Annotated in this window: 12 protein-coding genes and 3 pseudogenes; 9 read left to right on the top strand and 6 right to left on the bottom strand. The window is 69.4% G+C overall.

Annotation, left to right across the window (positions count from 1 at the left end; all coding sequences use genetic code 11):
• Positions 1 to 133 precede the first annotated feature (133 nt).
• From AB5J50_RS02880 to AB5J50_RS02870, 3 genes are all read left to right on the top strand, one after another.
• Complete coding sequence (locus AB5J50_RS02880; protein WP_369254573.1) at positions 134 to 1252, top strand: PrpF domain-containing protein; 1119 nt, start codon at positions 134 to 136, stop codon at positions 1250 to 1252.
• Complete coding sequence (gene dctA / locus AB5J50_RS02875) at positions 1249 to 2646, top strand: C4-dicarboxylate transporter DctA (protein ID WP_369254571.1); 1398 nt, start codon at positions 1249 to 1251, stop codon at positions 2644 to 2646. The genes AB5J50_RS02880 and dctA overlap by 4 nt, the downstream gene beginning before the upstream one ends.
• Before the next feature lie 248 nt (positions 2647 to 2894).
• The gene (locus AB5J50_RS02870; RefSeq protein ID WP_369254569.1) at positions 2895 to 3356 is read left to right on the top strand and encodes a hypothetical protein; all 462 of its coding nucleotides are present in this window, start codon (positions 2895 to 2897) and stop codon (positions 3354 to 3356) included.
• A 70-nt stretch (positions 3357 to 3426) separates the two neighbouring features.
• Here AB5J50_RS02870 and AB5J50_RS02865 read toward each other — a convergent pair whose 3' ends face one another.
• On the bottom strand, positions 3427 to 3849 hold the full coding sequence (locus AB5J50_RS02865; protein WP_369265759.1) for a hypothetical protein: 423 nt from the start codon (positions 3847 to 3849) through the stop codon (positions 3427 to 3429).
• Positions 3850 to 3902: 53 nt separating this feature from the next.
• Between AB5J50_RS02865 and AB5J50_RS02860 the strand changes: the two genes are divergently transcribed.
• The gene (locus AB5J50_RS02860; RefSeq protein ID WP_369265284.1) at positions 3903 to 4271 is read left to right on the top strand and encodes a transposase family protein; all 369 of its coding nucleotides are present in this window, start codon (positions 3903 to 3905) and stop codon (positions 4269 to 4271) included.
• A gap of 253 nt (positions 4272 to 4524) precedes the next feature.
• On the opposite strand, the gene AB5J50_RS02855 is transcribed toward AB5J50_RS02860, so the two are convergent.
• The gene (locus AB5J50_RS02855) at positions 4525 to 4815 is read right to left on the bottom strand and encodes a hypothetical protein (protein ID WP_369254568.1); all 291 of its coding nucleotides are present in this window, start codon (positions 4813 to 4815) and stop codon (positions 4525 to 4527) included.
• Positions 4816 to 5310: 495 nt separating this feature from the next.
• Between AB5J50_RS02855 and AB5J50_RS02850 the strand changes: the two are divergent.
• Together AB5J50_RS02850 and AB5J50_RS02845 are read left to right on the top strand one after the other, a co-directional pair.
• Positions 5311 to 5875: pseudogene (locus tag AB5J50_RS02850) on the top strand (L-tyrosine/L-tryptophan isonitrile synthase family protein); the annotation flags it as partial.
• Between the two features lie 127 nt (positions 5876 to 6002).
• Positions 6003 to 8660: a glycosyl hydrolase gene (locus tag AB5J50_RS02845; protein WP_369254566.1), complete on the top strand. Its 2658-nt coding sequence runs from the start codon at positions 6003 to 6005 to the stop codon at positions 8658 to 8660.
• A gap of 42 nt (positions 8661 to 8702) precedes the next feature.
• On the opposite strand, the gene AB5J50_RS02840 is transcribed toward AB5J50_RS02845, so the two are convergent.
• A complete protein-coding gene (locus tag AB5J50_RS02840; protein ID WP_369254564.1) occupies positions 8703 to 8975 on the bottom strand; it encodes an acetyl-CoA synthetase in 273 nt (90 codons plus the stop codon).
• A gap of 574 nt (positions 8976 to 9549) precedes the next feature.
• Between AB5J50_RS02840 and AB5J50_RS02835 the strand changes: the two genes are divergently transcribed.
• The gene (locus tag AB5J50_RS02835) at positions 9550 to 9831 is read left to right on the top strand and encodes a hypothetical protein (RefSeq protein ID WP_369265283.1); all 282 of its coding nucleotides are present in this window, start codon (positions 9550 to 9552) and stop codon (positions 9829 to 9831) included.
• 278 nt (positions 9832 to 10109) lie between these two features.
• Here AB5J50_RS02835 and AB5J50_RS02830 read toward each other — a convergent pair whose 3' ends face one another.
• Positions 10110 to 11069 (bottom strand): alpha/beta hydrolase family protein, encoded by a 960-nt coding sequence (locus AB5J50_RS02830; protein ID WP_369254562.1) that lies wholly within the window; start codon positions 11067 to 11069, stop codon positions 10110 to 10112.
• Between the two features lie 169 nt (positions 11070 to 11238).
• Here AB5J50_RS02830 and AB5J50_RS02825 point away from each other — a divergent pair, with 169 nt between their 5' ends.
• Together AB5J50_RS02825 and AB5J50_RS02820 are read left to right on the top strand one after the other, a co-directional pair.
• A complete protein-coding gene (locus tag AB5J50_RS02825) occupies positions 11239 to 11826 on the top strand; it encodes a TetR/AcrR family transcriptional regulator (protein WP_369254560.1) in 588 nt (195 codons plus the stop codon).
• A gap of 208 nt (positions 11827 to 12034) precedes the next feature.
• Positions 12035 to 12775: a VOC family protein gene (locus AB5J50_RS02820; RefSeq protein ID WP_369254558.1), complete on the top strand. Its 741-nt coding sequence runs from the start codon at positions 12035 to 12037 to the stop codon at positions 12773 to 12775.
• A 155-nt stretch (positions 12776 to 12930) separates the two neighbouring features.
• Here AB5J50_RS02820 and AB5J50_RS02815 read toward each other — a convergent pair.
• Positions 12931 to 13613: pseudogene (locus tag AB5J50_RS02815) on the bottom strand (transposase); the annotation flags it as partial.
• Positions 13614 to 14106: 493 nt separating this feature from the next.
• Positions 14107 to 16082: pseudogene (locus AB5J50_RS02810) on the bottom strand (BTAD domain-containing putative transcriptional regulator).
• Between the last annotated feature and the right edge of the window lie 83 nt (positions 16083 to 16165).

Here is a 16165-nt window from a genome sequence, read left to right as displayed (position 1 = left end):
GCGTTCACTTGAGCTTAATAGCCATGCAGATTTCCGAGATTGTACTTCACGCTGCCGTAACCCACCGTGGAGGACACCACGCACGGCGAGACCGTCGGTGGGCTTCCCCTTCCATGTCTGTGAGGAGTCAGTTGTGCTGCGTCTGCAGGGCGAGATGATCCGCGGAGGAACCAGCAAGTGCTGGATCTTCGACCACCGCGACGTGGCCGCCACGGGCGTGGACGTCGATGCCCTCCTGCTCGCCGCCTTCAACGCCGCCGACCCCCGCCAGATCGACGGCGTGGGCGGCGCTTCCTCCACCACCTCCAAGGCCGCCGTCGTACAGGCGTCGACCGAGGCCGGTGTGGATGTCGAGTACGCCTTCGCACAGGTCGGAATCGGCGACGAGCGCGTGGAGTGGGCCAGCAACTGCGGCAACTGCGCCACCGCCGTGGCCCTGTACGCCGTCCACCACGATCTCGTGCCGATCACGTCGGACACCACCACCGTCCGCATGCTCAACGTCAACACCGGGGCCCGCCTCACCGGCACGATCCCCACCCCCGCGGGCGTGGCCCCGGAGGAGGGCACGGCCGTGGTCCCGGGTACCTCGGCGCCCGGCGTGCCGGTCCTGCTCGGGTTTCAGGACCCGGCGGGCTCGACGACCGGCCGCGCACTGCCGACCGGCCGGGCACTGGACGAGCTGACCGGCCCGGACGGTCCCGTCGAGGCATCCCTGGTGGACGCCGGCGCTCCGGCCGCGCTGTTCGAGGCCAAGGCGTTCGGCCTCGATGGCACGGAATCCCTCACCGCGTTCGCCACCGCAGTGCCCGCGCTGACACTGCTGCGCCGCCAGGCAGCGCTGGCCATGGGCCTGGCCCGCGAGGGCGATCCGGTCAGCCACGCGGTGCCGAAGGTGGGCATCGTCGCCCGACCTGCCCCCTATCGCACCGCCCAGGGCATACTCGTCAACCAGGACGAGTACGACCTGGCCGTGCGCATGGTCTCCATGCACGCCCCGCACCCGGCGATCGGCCTGACCTCCGCCGTGGCCCTGGCCACGGCCGCCGCCACCCCCGGCACCCTCGCCCACCGCGTCGCCCGGCAGACCGCCGACGGCACGCTGCGCCTGGGCACCCCCGCCGGCGTGATCGCCACCCAAGCCGTCCCCGCACCGGACGCCGCGTCCCCCACGGTGCTCCTGCACCGCGCCGCCCGGCGTATCGCCCGAGCCGAACTCCTCGTTCCCGTCCTGGAAGGACGCCCCGCATGAGCCGCAACGACGCTGCCCCGGGTACCGTCACCGCACCACCGGGCCGCATCCGCCGGATGCTGTCCCACCTCTACGTCCAGTGCCTGATCGCCGTCCTCCTCGGCGCCGCCGTGGGCTGGCTGTGGCCATCCGTCGGCGCTGACCTGAAGCCGCTCGGCGACGGCTTCATCGCGCTGGTGAAGATGTTCATCGCGCCGATCATCTTCTGCACGGTCGTCCACGGCATCGCCTCCATGGGCAACGCCCGCGCGGTCGGCCGCGTGAGCCTGAAGGCTCTGGTCTACTTCGAGGTGCTGACCACCGTGGCCATGGTGATCGGCCTGGTCGTCGTCAACGTCGTCAAGCCTGGCAGCGGTCTGCACGTTGATGTCTCGACCCTGTCCGCCAAGGGCCTGCCGCCGGAGGCGACCACGGCCCATGAGGGCTTCGCCGAGTTCGTCCTCGCCATCATCCCGGCCACCCTGGTCAGCGCCCTGACCGGCAACGAGATCCTGCCGGTGCTGCTGGTGTCGGTGCTGTTCGGCTTCGGCCTGCACGCCAGCGGAGAGGCCGGCCTGAGCATCGCCCGGGGCATCGAGAAGTTCTCCACGGTCCTGTTCACGCTCATCCGCTGGATCATGCGGCTCGCCCCCATCGGCGCGTTCGGCTCAATGGCCTTCACCATCGGCAACTACGGCCTGGACACCCTGCGCCACCTGGCCCTGCTGGTCGGCTCGTTCTGGCTGACCGCCCTCTTCTTCGTCCTGGTCGTCCTCGGGACCGTGATGCGCCTGAACGGACTGCGGCTGCTGCCCTTCCTGCGCTACATCAAGGAAGAACTGCTGATCGTCCTGGGCACCTCCTCCACCGAGCCCGTCCTGCCGCGCATGATGGCCAAGCTCCAGCACGCGGGCGCCTCGAAACCGGTCGTCGGCATCACGCTGCCCGCCGGGTACTCCTTCAACCTCGACGGCACCGCCATCTACCTGACCATGGGCTCGGTCTTCCTCGCCCAGGCTCTCGGCATCGACCTCAGCCTCACCCAGCAGCTGGCCATGCTCGCAGTCATGCTGCTCACCTCCAAGGGCGCCGCAGGCGTCACCGGCTCCGGCTTCATCGCCCTGGCCGCCACCCTCAGCGCCATCCCGCACGTCCCGGTCGCCGCCCTCGCGCTGATCTTCGGCGTCGACCGGTTCATGTCCGAAGCCCGCGCCCTGACCAGCCTGGTCGGCAACGGCGTCGCCACCCTGGCCGTCGCCCGGTGGGAGGGCGAGCTGGACGAGGACCGCGCCAAGGCCGTCCTGCGCGGAGAGATCCCCTACGCCCCCACCCCCGCTCCTTCCGCGGTGACAGCCGAGCTCGATCCGAAGGAGACACCCGCACCAACCCACGCCCCCGTCCCCGCCGCACGCTGACGTCGCATGGGCGGGGCGGCCCGGAGCGTCTGCTCCGGGCCGCCCCGCCCGCGTCTCAACAGGACGTCATACTCGCCGTCCGGCCTGATCAGGAACATCTGGCCCTCCCGTACGCCTAGTCTTCCAACCGCTGATCAAGTCCGGCGAACGCCGCACTGAACTCCCGCATCCTCTGCCGTTTAGGTGATCAGAGATCCACGGATTCCCCGGCGTGAGCGAGGTACCTGTCCGGGCGGGAGGTGCGTCAGGTGGCCAGGGATGCGGAACCGGACCTTCATGGGCTGATCACGGCCCGCAGAGCCGAACTGGAACTGCAGGCAGAGAAGTTGAGCCAGCAGCTTCAAGAGGTGCGCGACGAGCTCGAGGAACTCACCGTCGCCGAGCGGGTCGCGCGTCGGCTGGCCGAGCAGCTGCACGCCGAAACGAGGACGACGCCTGGGGGTGCCGGCCAGGTCGCGGGCCGCGCGGTGCTGCTGGTGCCGCAGCGCGAGCGCAACACAGACGAGACGGTACTGCCAGAGGACTACCAGCGGATCATGGACGTGGTGCGACGGGCGGATACGCCGGTCATGGTCAAGCAGGTCTGCGGTGAGCTGGGGATGTCCAAAGAGCCGGCCCGCTCGGAGGCGATGCGCTCGAAGCTGAACCGACTGGCCAAGCGGGGCTGGCTGCGCAAGCTGGCCGACGGGAAGTTCACCACCACGCTGTGAGTGTGGTCCAGCAACGGCATACAGCCCGGGCCGTAACGCCGATGCCCCCGGCGGCAGTTGATAGATCATGTCAAAGTAAACCAGCCCTGCCGGGGGCACTGAGACGGTTGTCTACCAGTCCAGTCTGCAGCTGTCCACGGCCACCCTGACCTTCCTCGGCGACCTGCTCCGCGGCCATCTGAAGAAGATCCGCTCCCGGTGGCGCAAGCTGCCGGCCGGGAAGATCGCCACGATCGTCCTCGCGGTTCTCCGCCATGACCAGCGGCTTGCCGACATGGCGGGCGGCAACCACATCTCCGCCACGACGGTGCGTCGTTGGGTCCTGGAGGTGATCGAACTGCTTGCCGCGCGGGCCCAGCGCCTGGAGCGCGTGCTGAAGAAAGTCATCCGAACGGGTGGCCACGTCGTCCTGATCGACGGCACTCTGATCCGCACCCGGCGCCGCACAGGAGCGGACAACCGCCGCAACTACAGCGGGAAACACAAGGCCCACGGCCTGCTCTTCCTCGCCCTCACCGACGACAAGGGCCGGCTGCTGAGGGCCGGCTGCTGTGGCTGTCCGCGGCCCGCCCGGGACGCTCCTCGGAGATCACCACCGCCCGTTACAACAAGCTCGTCGAGCGCCTGCGGGCCGTCGAGCTGGGTGCCATCGGTGACCTCGGCTTCGTCGGCCTGGACGACGACCCGGACAACCCCGTGGTCATCACCGGCTACAAAGCCGCCCGCACCAAGCCACTCATCCCTGCGAAGAAGCAGGTCAATAAGCTGATCGCGTCTGTCCGCGCGGTCTGCGAGCACGCCTTCGCGCACCTGAAGAACTGGCGCATCCTCACCAAGCTCCGCCTGCACGTCCGTCACGCCACCACGCTCCTTCGCGCCCTGCTCGTACTGACCAACATCGAGATCGCGCGTTGACAGACGATCTTGACGCCAGACAACCGCCCCCGACCAGCGCGAGTACACAACCCACCCCACACACCAGCCCCGTGACCAGCGAATTCAAGATGGTGGATGTTCAATGTCGTTTGTCAAGCCGCTGAGTCGAAGCAGGCTTGTTGTCACCACGCGACGTCGAGGCCATTCGTGGTCGCCCTGGGCGAGTCGTTGGGCTACTGGTCGAACAGGGATGTGCAGTCACTGCGGTGGTGAGGAAAGCAGTCGGTCCTGCTCAGGAAGCGGGAGGCGCGGCCACGATCCCAGGTCCAAGTGTCTTGGAGCTCGGGAGGGCCAGGACGTCGGCGAACAAGTCGGCGAGGGTCTGCTTGCTCTTTCCCCAGTCGTAGAGCTGCCCAGGGATCTCCGCTTTCGCGTCCAGGGTGGTGCTGCGGTTGGCACTGCGGTCGATGCGTACCTGTAGTACGCCGCCGAAGGTCTTGCGGTCGGAAGGGATCTCGGCGATCAACGTGCATCCGTCCTCCCGCTGCTCGACGGACTGAACTACTTGGCCGTGGAAAGCCATGGAGCACAGAACGGAGGCGATGACTTGGCCTACGGGTGCACGTATCTCAGCCTCCTGCGAGTTGACGGTTCGCCAGCCCCGCTTCAGTGCCCGCGCGCGCCCACGGGCTGCGGCCCCGCGGTGTATGGCCTTGCCGAGGGCCGGGAATACCGCGGCTGCCCTCGCGAGAAACTCCTCAGCGCTCATGGGAACGCGTGCGTGTGCGGCGCAACTGCTGACTGCGTTGCGGACCACGGGGATGCCGATGATCACCTCAAAGCGGTGCTCATCGGCCCAGTCGGCGCTTGCGTCGACTCCACCGTTGTCTTGTGCTGCCGACATGGTCGCCTCGTGTCGGTGTTATGGGACCAGAGCCAGGATTCAACCACCGTGGGGCTGCCGAGATCAACGCGCGCGTTCACGAACCTTGCCCGGCTACACCACGCGGCGGGACACCATCCGGCTGCGGCACGCCGTTCACGGGCGGGGACCGCCGACGGGGCCGACGTACGCGATATGACCCTGCCCGGTTTCCCCTACAAGTCCCCCTACCCGGCCAAGGTCCTCGGCCACCTCCACGACCAGGGAGAACGCCTCTCCCGCACCTGCCTGAACACCCTCTGCACCGAGATCGAGCGGATCTCCCCACCCGATGCCCGCGTGATTAGCTGCTCCGACGGCCATGTCTTCGGCGGCCTCATCCATGTTCCGGACGACGAGTACATCGACGCCTACGCCGACGAACTACGCGTCCTCATACGCCAACTGGGCCTGCGCAGACCGTCCGTCTTCGACCTACGGGACGTGCTCGGCGACCTTCCGCACGACACGAAACGTGCCCTTGTCCACGATCGCCACGCGCGAGTGCCGGCAGCGCGCCCAGGGCGTCATCCAGCGCAGCCGAGCCTGGGGCGACCTGATCGCCGAGCACCACCCCCACGCGGTACGCCTCTCCACCCACCCCCAGCCCATCGGCGCCCCCCCCAGCTCGGGCATCCGCATCCTCGTCGCCCGTGACGCCTGGACCACCCCGTGGCACTCGGCCGCGCCGCGCCGCACCGATGGCACATGGACCCTCATGCAGTTCCGGCACGGATGTGGTGAGTGACAGGTTCTCGCCAAAACTTGTCCAAGCGTCGGACGCTCCTCCTCCCGCTCTGATCGGGTCTCCCGCGACGGCTGTATCAATGCCCGTTTAGGAGGATCTGGTGTCAGCACCGACCCGTAAGAGACGATGGCTCACGATCTGCGCCATCACCGCGTCCGCCGCACTCGTCGCGATACCCTCAGGCGCCGCGTCCGGCCCGGAGGGCAGCCCCTTCGGGGCCCGTGCACTCACCCAACTTGCATCCGAACGCGCGCAGTCGGTGGGCGGCATCACGCCCAGGGCGAAGGCGGAGGATGACGGCGGTGACGACGGCAACGAGGCCGACGAGATCGCCGAGGGCGCGGACCAGTACGCCGAGGCCCGCACCTCGCCCGGCATCGTCGCGCCCGGCGCCTACGGTGCCGCGTGGGACAGTCTGAGCAGTCTGCCGGGCACAGGCGGCAGTTGGCGGAACGTCACCGACCTGCCCTACAACTCCGACGACCCGCGTTACCGCGACTACGACTCCAACTCCAGCGGCGGCTCGGGCAATGTCACCGGGCGGATGGCCGCGATGGCCGCCGACGACGACGGGTACGTGTACGCGGGCAGCGCGGGCGGCGGAGTGTGGAGGTCCAGGTCCGGAGGGGGGCGCTGGCAGCCCATCAGCGACCGGCTGTCCTCGCAGTCCACGGGCGCGCTCGCGCTGGACGGGGGCGGGCGGCTGTGGTTGGGCACGGGTGAGGCGACGACGAACGCGGACGCGTACCTCGGCAGCGGCGTCTACGTCCTGTCCGACCCGCGTCACGGCACGTTCTCCTCCCGCAGCCGGGTCGGCGGTGACGAGCTGGAGTCCACCACCGTCCACGAGCTGCGCTTCGGCGGCGGCAAGGCGTGGGCGGCGACCAGCGAGGGTGTGTGGAGCCACTCCACGAAGACGCTGAAGGGCGCCTGGAAGCTGGAGTTCGCGCCCAACCCCGACTATCTGCCGGGCGGTTCACTCGCGAGCGACCCCTCGGCCGCGTACAAGAACATCGCCAACGACATCGCGATCGACCCGAAGGACCCCACCAAGGTGGTCCTCGCCGTCGGCTGGCGCAGCGGTGACGACTACAACGGCTTCTACACCAAGGTGAACGGTGTCTGGACGCGGATCACCAGCGGCCTGGGCGACCTGCCGTCCGACGCGGACAACGTCGGCAACGTCACCTTCGCCCGCTCCGAGGACGGCTCGCGCTACTACGCCATCGATCAGTCGCCGGAGCAACTGAACACCAACCCGGACAGCGGTCTTGAGGGCATCTACGTGTCCAAGTCCGGCTCTCCCACCGGTCCTTGGACGCAGATCGCCGACTACAAGGGCCTGGCCGCCGACGGCTCGGCGCTCACCTCCAGCGGCTACATGCCAGGCGTGCAGGCTTGGTACAACCAGTTCCTGACCGTCGACCCGGCGAACGCGGAGCATGTGTACGCGGGCCTGGAGGAGGTCTACGAGACCAAGGACGGCGGCAGCAACTGGTCGACGGTCGGCCCGTACTGGAACTTCGGCTTCTCCTGCTGGAGCATCGACCCGGCCAAGCAGACCGGCGACTGCAACCAGACCACCCACTCCGACCAGCACGGCGTCGCCATCGGCAGCTACCACGGCAAGAGCTTCGTCTACGTCGGCAACGACGGCGGCGTCTACAAGCGCCCGGTGGGCGGCTCCCAGGACACCTCCGGGCACGCCACCGACTGGACCTCCCTCAACGACGGCACCATCGACACCCTCCAGTACTACTCGGTGGGCGTCGGCAAGGACCTGACCTACGGCGGAGTCTCCGTCACCGGCGGCCTCCAGGACAACGGCCAGTCCATCCTGCGCGGCAACGACACGGTGATGGGCTCCAACTTCGGCGGCGACGGCGGCGACACGCTCACCGACCCGGCCAACGGCTGCAACATCGCCGAGGAGTATGTCTACCTCGCCATCCAGGTGACCCAGAACTGCGCTGTCAACGACGGCAGTTGGATCACCGACTCCAGCAAGATCACGTCGTACAACGTCGCCCCGGCCGACAACGCCACCGGCGAGGCCCGCTTCATCGCCCCGATCACGGCCGACGCGAAGAACAGCTCGACCTGGATCGCCGGCGGCCGCCACATCTGGGTCCAGACCCACGGCTACGCCATCCGCAGCGGCTCGGAGTGGACCAGCGTGTACGACCTGGGCGCCGGGCACACCGCGACCGCCGTCGCGGCCGCGGGCGGCAAGGTCTACGCGGCCTGGTGCGGCCCCTGCAACAACCAGGGCTTCGCGCGCGGCATCTCCGTCGGCAACGCGGACGGCACCGGCTGGCACGACATCACCCTGCCCGCCACCGGCGCGGACGGTGCGGTGCCCAACCGCTACCTCAGCGGCTTCGCCGTGGACCCGAAGAACGCCGACCACGTCTACCTCGCGGTCAACGGCTTCTCCCGGCACTGGACCGAGGGACCCGGCGCCGGCGTCGGCCACGTCTTCGAGTCCACCGACGGCGGCACCACCTGGAAGGACATCTCGGCGAACCTTCCCGACGTGCCGACCAACTCCGCGGTCGTCACGCCGACCGGCGGCCTCGCCGTCGCCACCGACCTCGGCGTCGTCTACCGCGCGCCGGGCCGTACGACATGGCAGCGCGTCGGGAACCTCCCGGCCGTCGGCGTGCTCCAGCTGAAGCTGAGCCCCGACGGCAAGACGCTGTACGCGGCCACCCACGGCCGCGGCATCTACACGATCAAGGTGCGTGACTGCGGCTGAGGTGCACGAAACCCAGTGCGGGGGTGATCCGGGTATCCGTGATCACCCCTGCGTCGTGTACGGCACCACACTCACGTGCAGCGTGAAGGCGACCCGCGGCGCACCCGCCACGTCCGGCGCCTTCGCCAGCGCGGTGACGTCGGCCGTACCGGCCCGGGTACCGGCGCACCGCAGCGAGGCGCGGGCGGTGCCGTCCGCGTCCAACCGCCAGCCGGTCGGCAGCACGAAGACCGGCGCGGAACTCTGCACGTCCGTCCACCGCTTGTCGTCCGTTCGGGGCTCCAGGACGAGGGACACCACGGTCCCAGGCCGCACGCACAGCCGCTGGTCGGATGCGTCAGCGGGGGCGACGGTGACCGTGGCTTCCCCGGCGGCACAGCTTCCCGCCGAAGCGGGGGGAGTGGTGGCCGGCCCGGTCGGGCTTGGCCCGGTCGGGCTCGCGGGTGCCGCCGAGGACGGTGCCACGGACGCACCGGTCGACGCCCCCGACAGCCCTGCCGAGCGGCTCCCGGACGGCCCTGAGGCCGATCCGCCACCCGCCGACGCTCCGCAAGCCGCCAGGACGAATACGCCGGCGACCATCCATCCCCCAGCCCAGCTACGCATGCCAACACCTCCCGGCTCGCTCGTACGACTACCAGCATGCCCCGCCGTCGCCGATGAGGGTCCCGTGGTGGCGGCCCTGCTGGGCATGAGGTGTGCTCGGACCGATGCTGGAGCGCCACCTCATGGGGTCTGTTGACGATCAGGTCCGCGCGGCAGATCCGGGTGACGGTGGGGGAGGTGGAGCCGTCGACCTTGGACTTGCCAGTCGCGGCGTTGAGGATCTCCGGTCGTAAATTCCCTCGCCGGTCGCGGTGGGCGCCGATAGGCTCGGCGGGTGATCAATATGGTGGTGCGTGGTGACCTCGGGAACGTCGTTGCTCGCGCCGAGGGCGGTGTGGAGTGGACCGCTGCCTTCGCGGATCTGGGCCCGGCGGGATTCCCGATGCTCTGGGCCATGACCCCGTATGGGGATGCGGTTTTCAACCAGCGGCAGGTGCCGCTTCTACTGTCGGAACTCGACCGGCTTCCCGCCGCCTGTGGTGGTGACTGGGTCGGGCAGGCCCGCGAGTTGTGCCAGGTCGTCGAGCGGGGGACGCACCTGTATCTGTGGTTCGTCGGCGACTGACCGTGACCCGTTGCCCGTCAACTCGGTTGGGGACTACGGCGGTTGGCCGAGGACCTGTCAGGCGATGGTGCCTTTCTGGACGGAGTGGGACTCGTTGGCGCGGACGACTTCGCCGACGGACTGGTTGGCCGCAGACGGCGGCGGTTGAGACCGCCCGATGCGAGAACTCACCGAATTTTGCCTAGCGTTATGGGTGGGCCCTGACTCCTCCCACCGGGAGCGAGAGAACGCGGCCGTCTCGTGCTGCTGGTCCGCTACGGAGATGGTGTCTCTTTGGCCTACTTGGATTCGATTCGACCAAGCGGGTTGGGGCCGGCAGTCAGCGCGTCACGCGCTGACTGCCAGGCGGAGTCCCCGGGATAGAGCTCGGTGCGGAGGTAGGCCCAGGTGAGCCGCGCGACCGCGGTGACTCGCTCGGGGTTCTCGTCCGTGGTCTCGGCGACGTCGTATCCGGAGATCCCGCCAAGCCCGTGCTCCGCGTCGAACAGGGTGAGCAGGGACTTGGGGCCGGGGGAGAGGACGTACGGATCGGTGTGCCAGTCCGGGCCCTGGACCGTCAGGAAGGCAGAGTCGTCCTTGTCGCCGGCGACCACGAGCGCGGGCGTGATCATCTCGGAGAAGTCCGTGGTCAGGAAGAACGAGTAGTTCTCGACCGTGAACTCGGTGAGGGCGTCGCCGCCTCGGCCGGGCGCGGCCAGCAGCACACCCGCCTTGATCCGCGGCTCGGCCAGGTTCACCTCCGTTCCGTCGTGCGGATCGGTGAGCCGGGCACCCAGGAGCAGGCTCGCGGTGTGCCCGCCCATCGAGTGCCCGGCCACGGCGACCTTGCTTCGGTCGAGGCGCCCGGCGAGCTGGGGGACGGCTGCCTCGATCACGTCGAGCTGGTCGAGGATGCGCTTCATGTCCTCGGCTCGTGAGCGCCAGTGCGGAAGCGCACCGGGGGCGTCGGGATCCAGGCTCAGTGTCCTGGAGTCCAGATGGGTGGGCTGGATGACAACGAAGCCGTGCGCCGCCCAGAAGTTGGCGAGGGGGGCGTAGCCGTTCAAGGAGGAGAGGTTGTTCGAGAAGCCGAGACCGTGCGAGAGGAGGATGACCGGCAACTCGCTCCCGGTCATCGGGGCGGAGACGCGCACCTCAAGGTCCACAGCCCGGCCGGGAGCCGGCAGCACGACCGGACTGACCGCGAGGACCGGAGTGGGCGAGCTGAAGGCGTCGGCCGTGTAAGTCGATTCACTCATGACGCGCATTTCCCTTCGATAGCCTCTGCTGCCCGGCTCATGCGGCCGGGCAGCGGGCGAGACGGGGCCAGGAACGCCCGGCTTCAGCTACCCTGAAATCGGAGCGTCGTTCCGTTTACGATACGGAGCGCTGTTCCGTTTCGTCAACTGTCCTTGGAAGGAGAGCGTGGTGCCCGCTGCAAGCCCGTCCAGAGGGGCGTCCGCCCGCAGCAAGCGGGCCGACGCGGTGCGCAACCAGCAGACGCTGCTCGAAGTCGCCGCCGAGGTGTTCGTCAGCTCCGGCGTCGACGCGCCCATCCGGGAGATCGCGGCCAGAGCCGGCGTCGGGATGGGCACGATCTACCGCCACTTCCCGACGCGCGCGGATCTCGTCGTCGCCGTCTACCGCCACCAGGTCGAAGCCTGCGCCGAAGCAGGCCCGAACCTGCTGGCCAGTGCCGACTCCCCGCTCGCGGCACTCCGCCAGTGGGTCGACCTCTTCGTCGACTTCCTGGTCACCAAGCACGGACTCGCCAACGCACTGCAATCGGACAGCGGCGGCTTCGACGCACTCCACGCCTACTTCCTCGACCGCCTGGTGCCCGTCTGCACGCAACTGCTCGACGCCGCCGCCGACGCCGGCGAAATCGATCCCGGCACGCACGCCTACGAACTGATGCGCGGCATCGGAAACCTCTGCATCGGACACGACAGCGACCCCCGCTATGACCCCCGCCGATTGATCGAACTGCTCCTGCAGGGGCTACAGCGACCGTAGCGAGCTACCCCAACGCCAAGATCGTCCCGGTGACGGGCTTCTGGCGCATCTGGGTCATGCACAACACGCTGAACCTGACAGGGAAAGCCGGTCAGTGAACGGCTGCGGCACCATGCGCAGCGCATGCGCGAGACGTTGGTGAGCGAGTTGATCTCTGTTTGGCGACGGTACCTGCGTCGTTGCAGAGCGGGTGCATAGGATCGCGGGCATGACACTGCGACCTGTCCTGGTGAACATAAAGGCACTTGATGACTCGGCGGTCGGCCGGTTCTGGGCGGAGGCGCTCGGCTGGAGTGTTGCCAGCGCGGAACCCGGCGCGACCGCCGCTAAACCAGCCGGCTTCGATTGGCTGGACCCGGTCGGCGTCTGCGTCGACGTCATTGCCGTCCCGGAACCCAAGACGGCAACAAAGAACCGTGTGCACCTCGATCTCGCCACCACCTCTGCGGCCCATCAGGCGGAGTTGGTCGCGCGCCTGAAGGCTCTTGGTGCGACGCCCGCCGACGTGGGCCAGGGTGACGTGCCGTGGACGGTCCTCGCCGACCCCGAGGGCAACGAGTTCTGCGTGCTGGAGCCTCGGGAGGTCTACCGGGACACCGGGCCGATCGCCGCGGTGGTGGTCGACTGCGTGGATCCGCAGGCCATGGCCCGGTTCTGGGACGAGGCGATGGACTGGACCCTGCACGAGGTGACTGACGATCATGCGGTGTTGCGCGACGCCAGAGGTGTCGGCCCGTATCTCGAGTTCCTCCGCAAGCCCGGCGTGAAGACCGTGCCGGACCGCGTCCATCTTGACGTGGTGCCGGACCCCGGTGACGACAAGGCAGCGGAGGTGGCCCGGCTGCGGGCCCTCGGCGCCACCGACCTCGACGTCGGCCAGGGCGACGTCCCGTGGACGTGCCTGGCCGACCCGGAGGGTCACGAGTTCTGCGTCCTCGCCCGGTCCTGACGCGGAGCCTTGACGACACCCCGACACGTGAGCCTTGTGTGTTCATGGGCCATGCCCCTGGGTGGGTTGGGCTGCGGCGGCTCGGTCGATTCGGGCGGCGAGAGGTTGTGTGTAGGGGCCGAGATCGGTCGTGTCCCCTCCCGTGGCGTAGCCGATCAATCGGTGGGCTCGTTCGTGGTGCGGGGCAGTGCGGGGGCGCTGTCGGGGAGTTCGGGGTAGAGCTTGTCCATGCTGCCTTCAGGGAGGTAGCGGCGCGGGAAGGCGATCCATTCGTCGTGCATCTCGCAGAGCACGGCGGGGGTCAGCCGTTCCAGGGCGGGAGGGTTCGGGAAGACCTGGACGACGTCGGGCCGGCATTTGATCTCCCGGCTGATCCGCCCCAGCGGGTTGGCGCCGAGCATGTCGGCGACGGTGTCCAGTTGGGTGCGCACGAGGCCGGCGGTGGGCTGGGTGAAGATGGTGCGGACTGTCGCGGCCACCATTCCGCGGACTCCTTGTCGATCACGCCGAAGACGTTGCGCAGGAAGTGAACCCTGCACCTCTGCCAGGCAGCTCCGAGCATCACCTTGCGGACGGCGGCGACCAGTCCGGAGTGGTTGTCGGTGATGACCAGGCGGACGCCGGTCAGGCCGCGTTCGCGCAGGGAACGCGGGAACTCCTTCCAGAATGCCTCGGTCTCGCTGTCGCCGACCATCAGTCCAAGGACCTCACGCCCGCCGTCCTCAGTGATGCCGGTGGCGATCACGACCGTCTGGGAGACGATCTGGTGGTTCACCCGCACCTTGCCGTACGAGGCGTCGAGGTAGACGTAGGGGAAGCGGGTGTGGTCCAGCGGGCGTATACAGGTCAGACTGAGACAGGGCCATCGTGCACTCCAACCGCTTGAACTCGCGTTTTAGCAGGGAGAGTTGCACGATGGCCCGCCCGATGCTGAGGGAGCGGCCACTCGCATCAGGTGCGCGCCGGGGGTAAACGCCCGCGCACTCCCACACCTTGATCGGCTACACCACGGCAAGGGACACGATCCGTGCGGGGTGATCCTGTCGGATGCGAGCCTGCTGGACCGGCTGTGTAAGGTCCGTGGCTCCGTGCGCACCGGGGCCTGCGGAAACGCTGGAATCTGGGCTTGACGCGCACTGATTGCGTCGGCTGGGAATGCGCGCTCTGCTTCATGCCACCCTGTGCGGTGGTCACGGCGTGTTGTCGTCGAGGAGGCGCTCAGGACACGCACGCCGCCTCGGGGGTCAGGTTCGGCCCGGCCCGCGACGTTCCGAGGACGCCGCGCGTGGCGAGTTCCGCGTCATGGGGCACGGACGAGTGGTGCGATCTGCTCACCGAGGATGCTTGAGGGCGGTAGCGAGGTCGTTGAGGTGCTTTGCCACTGGGCCCAGGGTGAGCAGGCCGCTGCCTGCACCGGCCAGCTCCGCCGCTGCGGGGGTGAGTTCGGTGTAGGCGCGCTCCATCGTCTTCCGGTCGCCGACGGCGATCGCCGCTTGTGCGGCGAGGCACCACAGGGCTTCGAACAGCAGGTCGCGGGGCGGTTCCGGGAGCCGGCGCAGGACCGACGTGACGTCACCGGGGCGGTGTTGGGCCAGCAGCACGAGGGGGCGGGCCCAGGGCTCGTAGGGTCCCCAGTCGGTGCGTTCGTGCGCCTGGGCGGGCTGTGCGTGCTGCAGGCGCAGGGACAGCAGGGCGAGCGGCAGCAGTCCGTGTTCCAGCCCGGGCATGCCGGCTCCGCTCAGTCGCGCCGCGGCGTCCTGGTAGGCCGCCTCCCCCTCGGCCGTCGACGCCTTGCCGGTCGTGGCGATCCGCAGTGCCCGGTACCACTGGGTGAACACGCCCACCAGCGGCAGCTCATGACGCTCGGCCAGGCGGTCCGCGGCCGCCGCGTGCCCGTCGGCCGCGGGGAAATCAGCGAGCGCGCTGCGGGCCTGGAGGCGGATGAGGTGTCCAAGCACCTCCCAGGTGGCCAGGCCGTTCCTGGCAGACAGGTCGATCAGCTCGGCGCCGATCGCGTCCCGGCGCGGGGCCAGACCCGCGCGGTGGAAGGTCTGCATGAACACGCCGTTGAGGGTGAACGCCAGCAGCGTGGGGTCGTCCAAGCGGCGGGCGATCTGCTCCGCTTGCCGGGCGGCTTGGGGCCCGCGCGCCGAGCCGGTGCCGCGTGACTCCAGGGCGATCGTGGCCAGGAGGCGGGCCCGCGCCGCGGGGTGCGCACCCGGCCGGAGGACAGACAGGGTGCGCTCGGCCGCCGCCACGACACGCGCGGCCTGCTGCGGGTCGTCGACGCGGGTCCAGATCGCCGGGACGTCGTAGGCACCGATCACACGGGCGATCAGTTCCGCGTCGCCGAGCTCTTCCGCCGCTGTGATGGCTGCCAAGCGGTGCCGGCGGGCGGCCTGAAGGCCCTCGCCTCCGGTCACCGCGAGACTGCGCAACAGGCCCACCGCTGACTCCAGTCGCGCCCGAGAGCCAGATGCGACGGTTCGGTCGTAGTCGGCGGCCGCCTGCGCCCACACCCGCCCCGCCGGACCGCTGGGCCCGGAAGCGGGGTAGAGGTGGTCTGCGTGGTCGAGGATGTCCGCCTCCAGGTGGCGCAGACCCGGGCCCAGATCCACCCCAGTTGCTCGGCCAGGAGCGTTCGTGCCCGGCGCAGCACCGCGAGCGCGTCGCCCTGGCGGCCGGTGCGGTACAGAGCGAGGGCCAGCAGCCCCCAGGCGTCCTCGCGCCAAGGGTGCTCGGTCACATGCGCGTCCAGATCCGGCACCGCCTCGCCCGCGAGCCCCAAGGCCAGGCGGGCCTCGGCCTGCCGCTCGACGGCGTGCAGCCGCAGCTCGCCCAGGCGGGACCGCTCCGCACGGGCCCAAGTCTCCTCAGCGAAGTCGGCGTAGGCGGGCCCGCGCCACCATCCCAGCGCCTCTTCCAGCCGGGCGAGCCCATCCTGCGGTGGCAGCGTCGCGGCAGCGGCCACCGCCCGCTCGAAACGCCAGGCGTCAACCCCACCCGGCTCGGCGTGCAGCGCGTACCCCGAGCCCTCGGTGACCAGCAGCCGGGCCCGAGCACGGGGCGGGCGCTGCGGCTCCAGCGCACGGCGCAACGCGGCCACGAAAGTGCGCACCGCACCTGCCGCATCAGCGGGCGGGTCCTCCCACAGGTCCCCGACCAGACGCGTCACCGGGACGACGCGGCGGCGTGCGACGATCAGCCGGGCCAGCACCGCGCGGTGCCTCGGCCCCTTCAGCGCGATCGCACCGCCGGCACCGTCCCAAGCCACCACCGGCCCCAGCACCCCGAACGCCACCCGCACCCTTGACCACCCTTTCCGGGGCATCGCCCCTGGTCACGGTAGCGCGCTCACTCGATGCTCATCCGCGTCCAGCAGGCTTTGAG

The organism is Streptomyces sp. R35 (genome assembly GCF_041053035.1).
Lineage (GTDB): Bacteria > Actinomycetota > Actinomycetes > Streptomycetales > Streptomycetaceae > Streptomyces > Streptomyces lutosisoli.
The sequence above is the reverse complement of the archived record's forward strand: the minus strand, read 5'-3'. Positions and strand labels throughout refer to the sequence as shown.

Coding starts and splice junctions, on each gene's coding strand:
- AB5J50_RS02855 (WP_369254568.1), bottom strand. CDS start 4,815: ATGGCTTTCCACGGCCAAGTAGTTCAGTCCGTCGAGCAGCGGGAGGAC.
- AB5J50_RS02830 (WP_369254562.1), bottom strand. CDS start 11,069: ATGAGTGAATCGACTTACACGGCCGACGCCTTCAGCTCGCCCACTCCG.
- dctA (WP_369254571.1), top strand. CDS start 1,249: ATGAGCCGCAACGACGCTGCCCCGGGTACCGTCACCGCACCACCGGGC.
- AB5J50_RS02820 (WP_369254558.1), top strand. CDS start 12,035: ATGACACTGCGACCTGTCCTGGTGAACATAAAGGCACTTGATGACTCG.
- AB5J50_RS02835 (WP_369265283.1), top strand. CDS start 9,550: ATGGTGGTGCGTGGTGACCTCGGGAACGTCGTTGCTCGCGCCGAGGGC.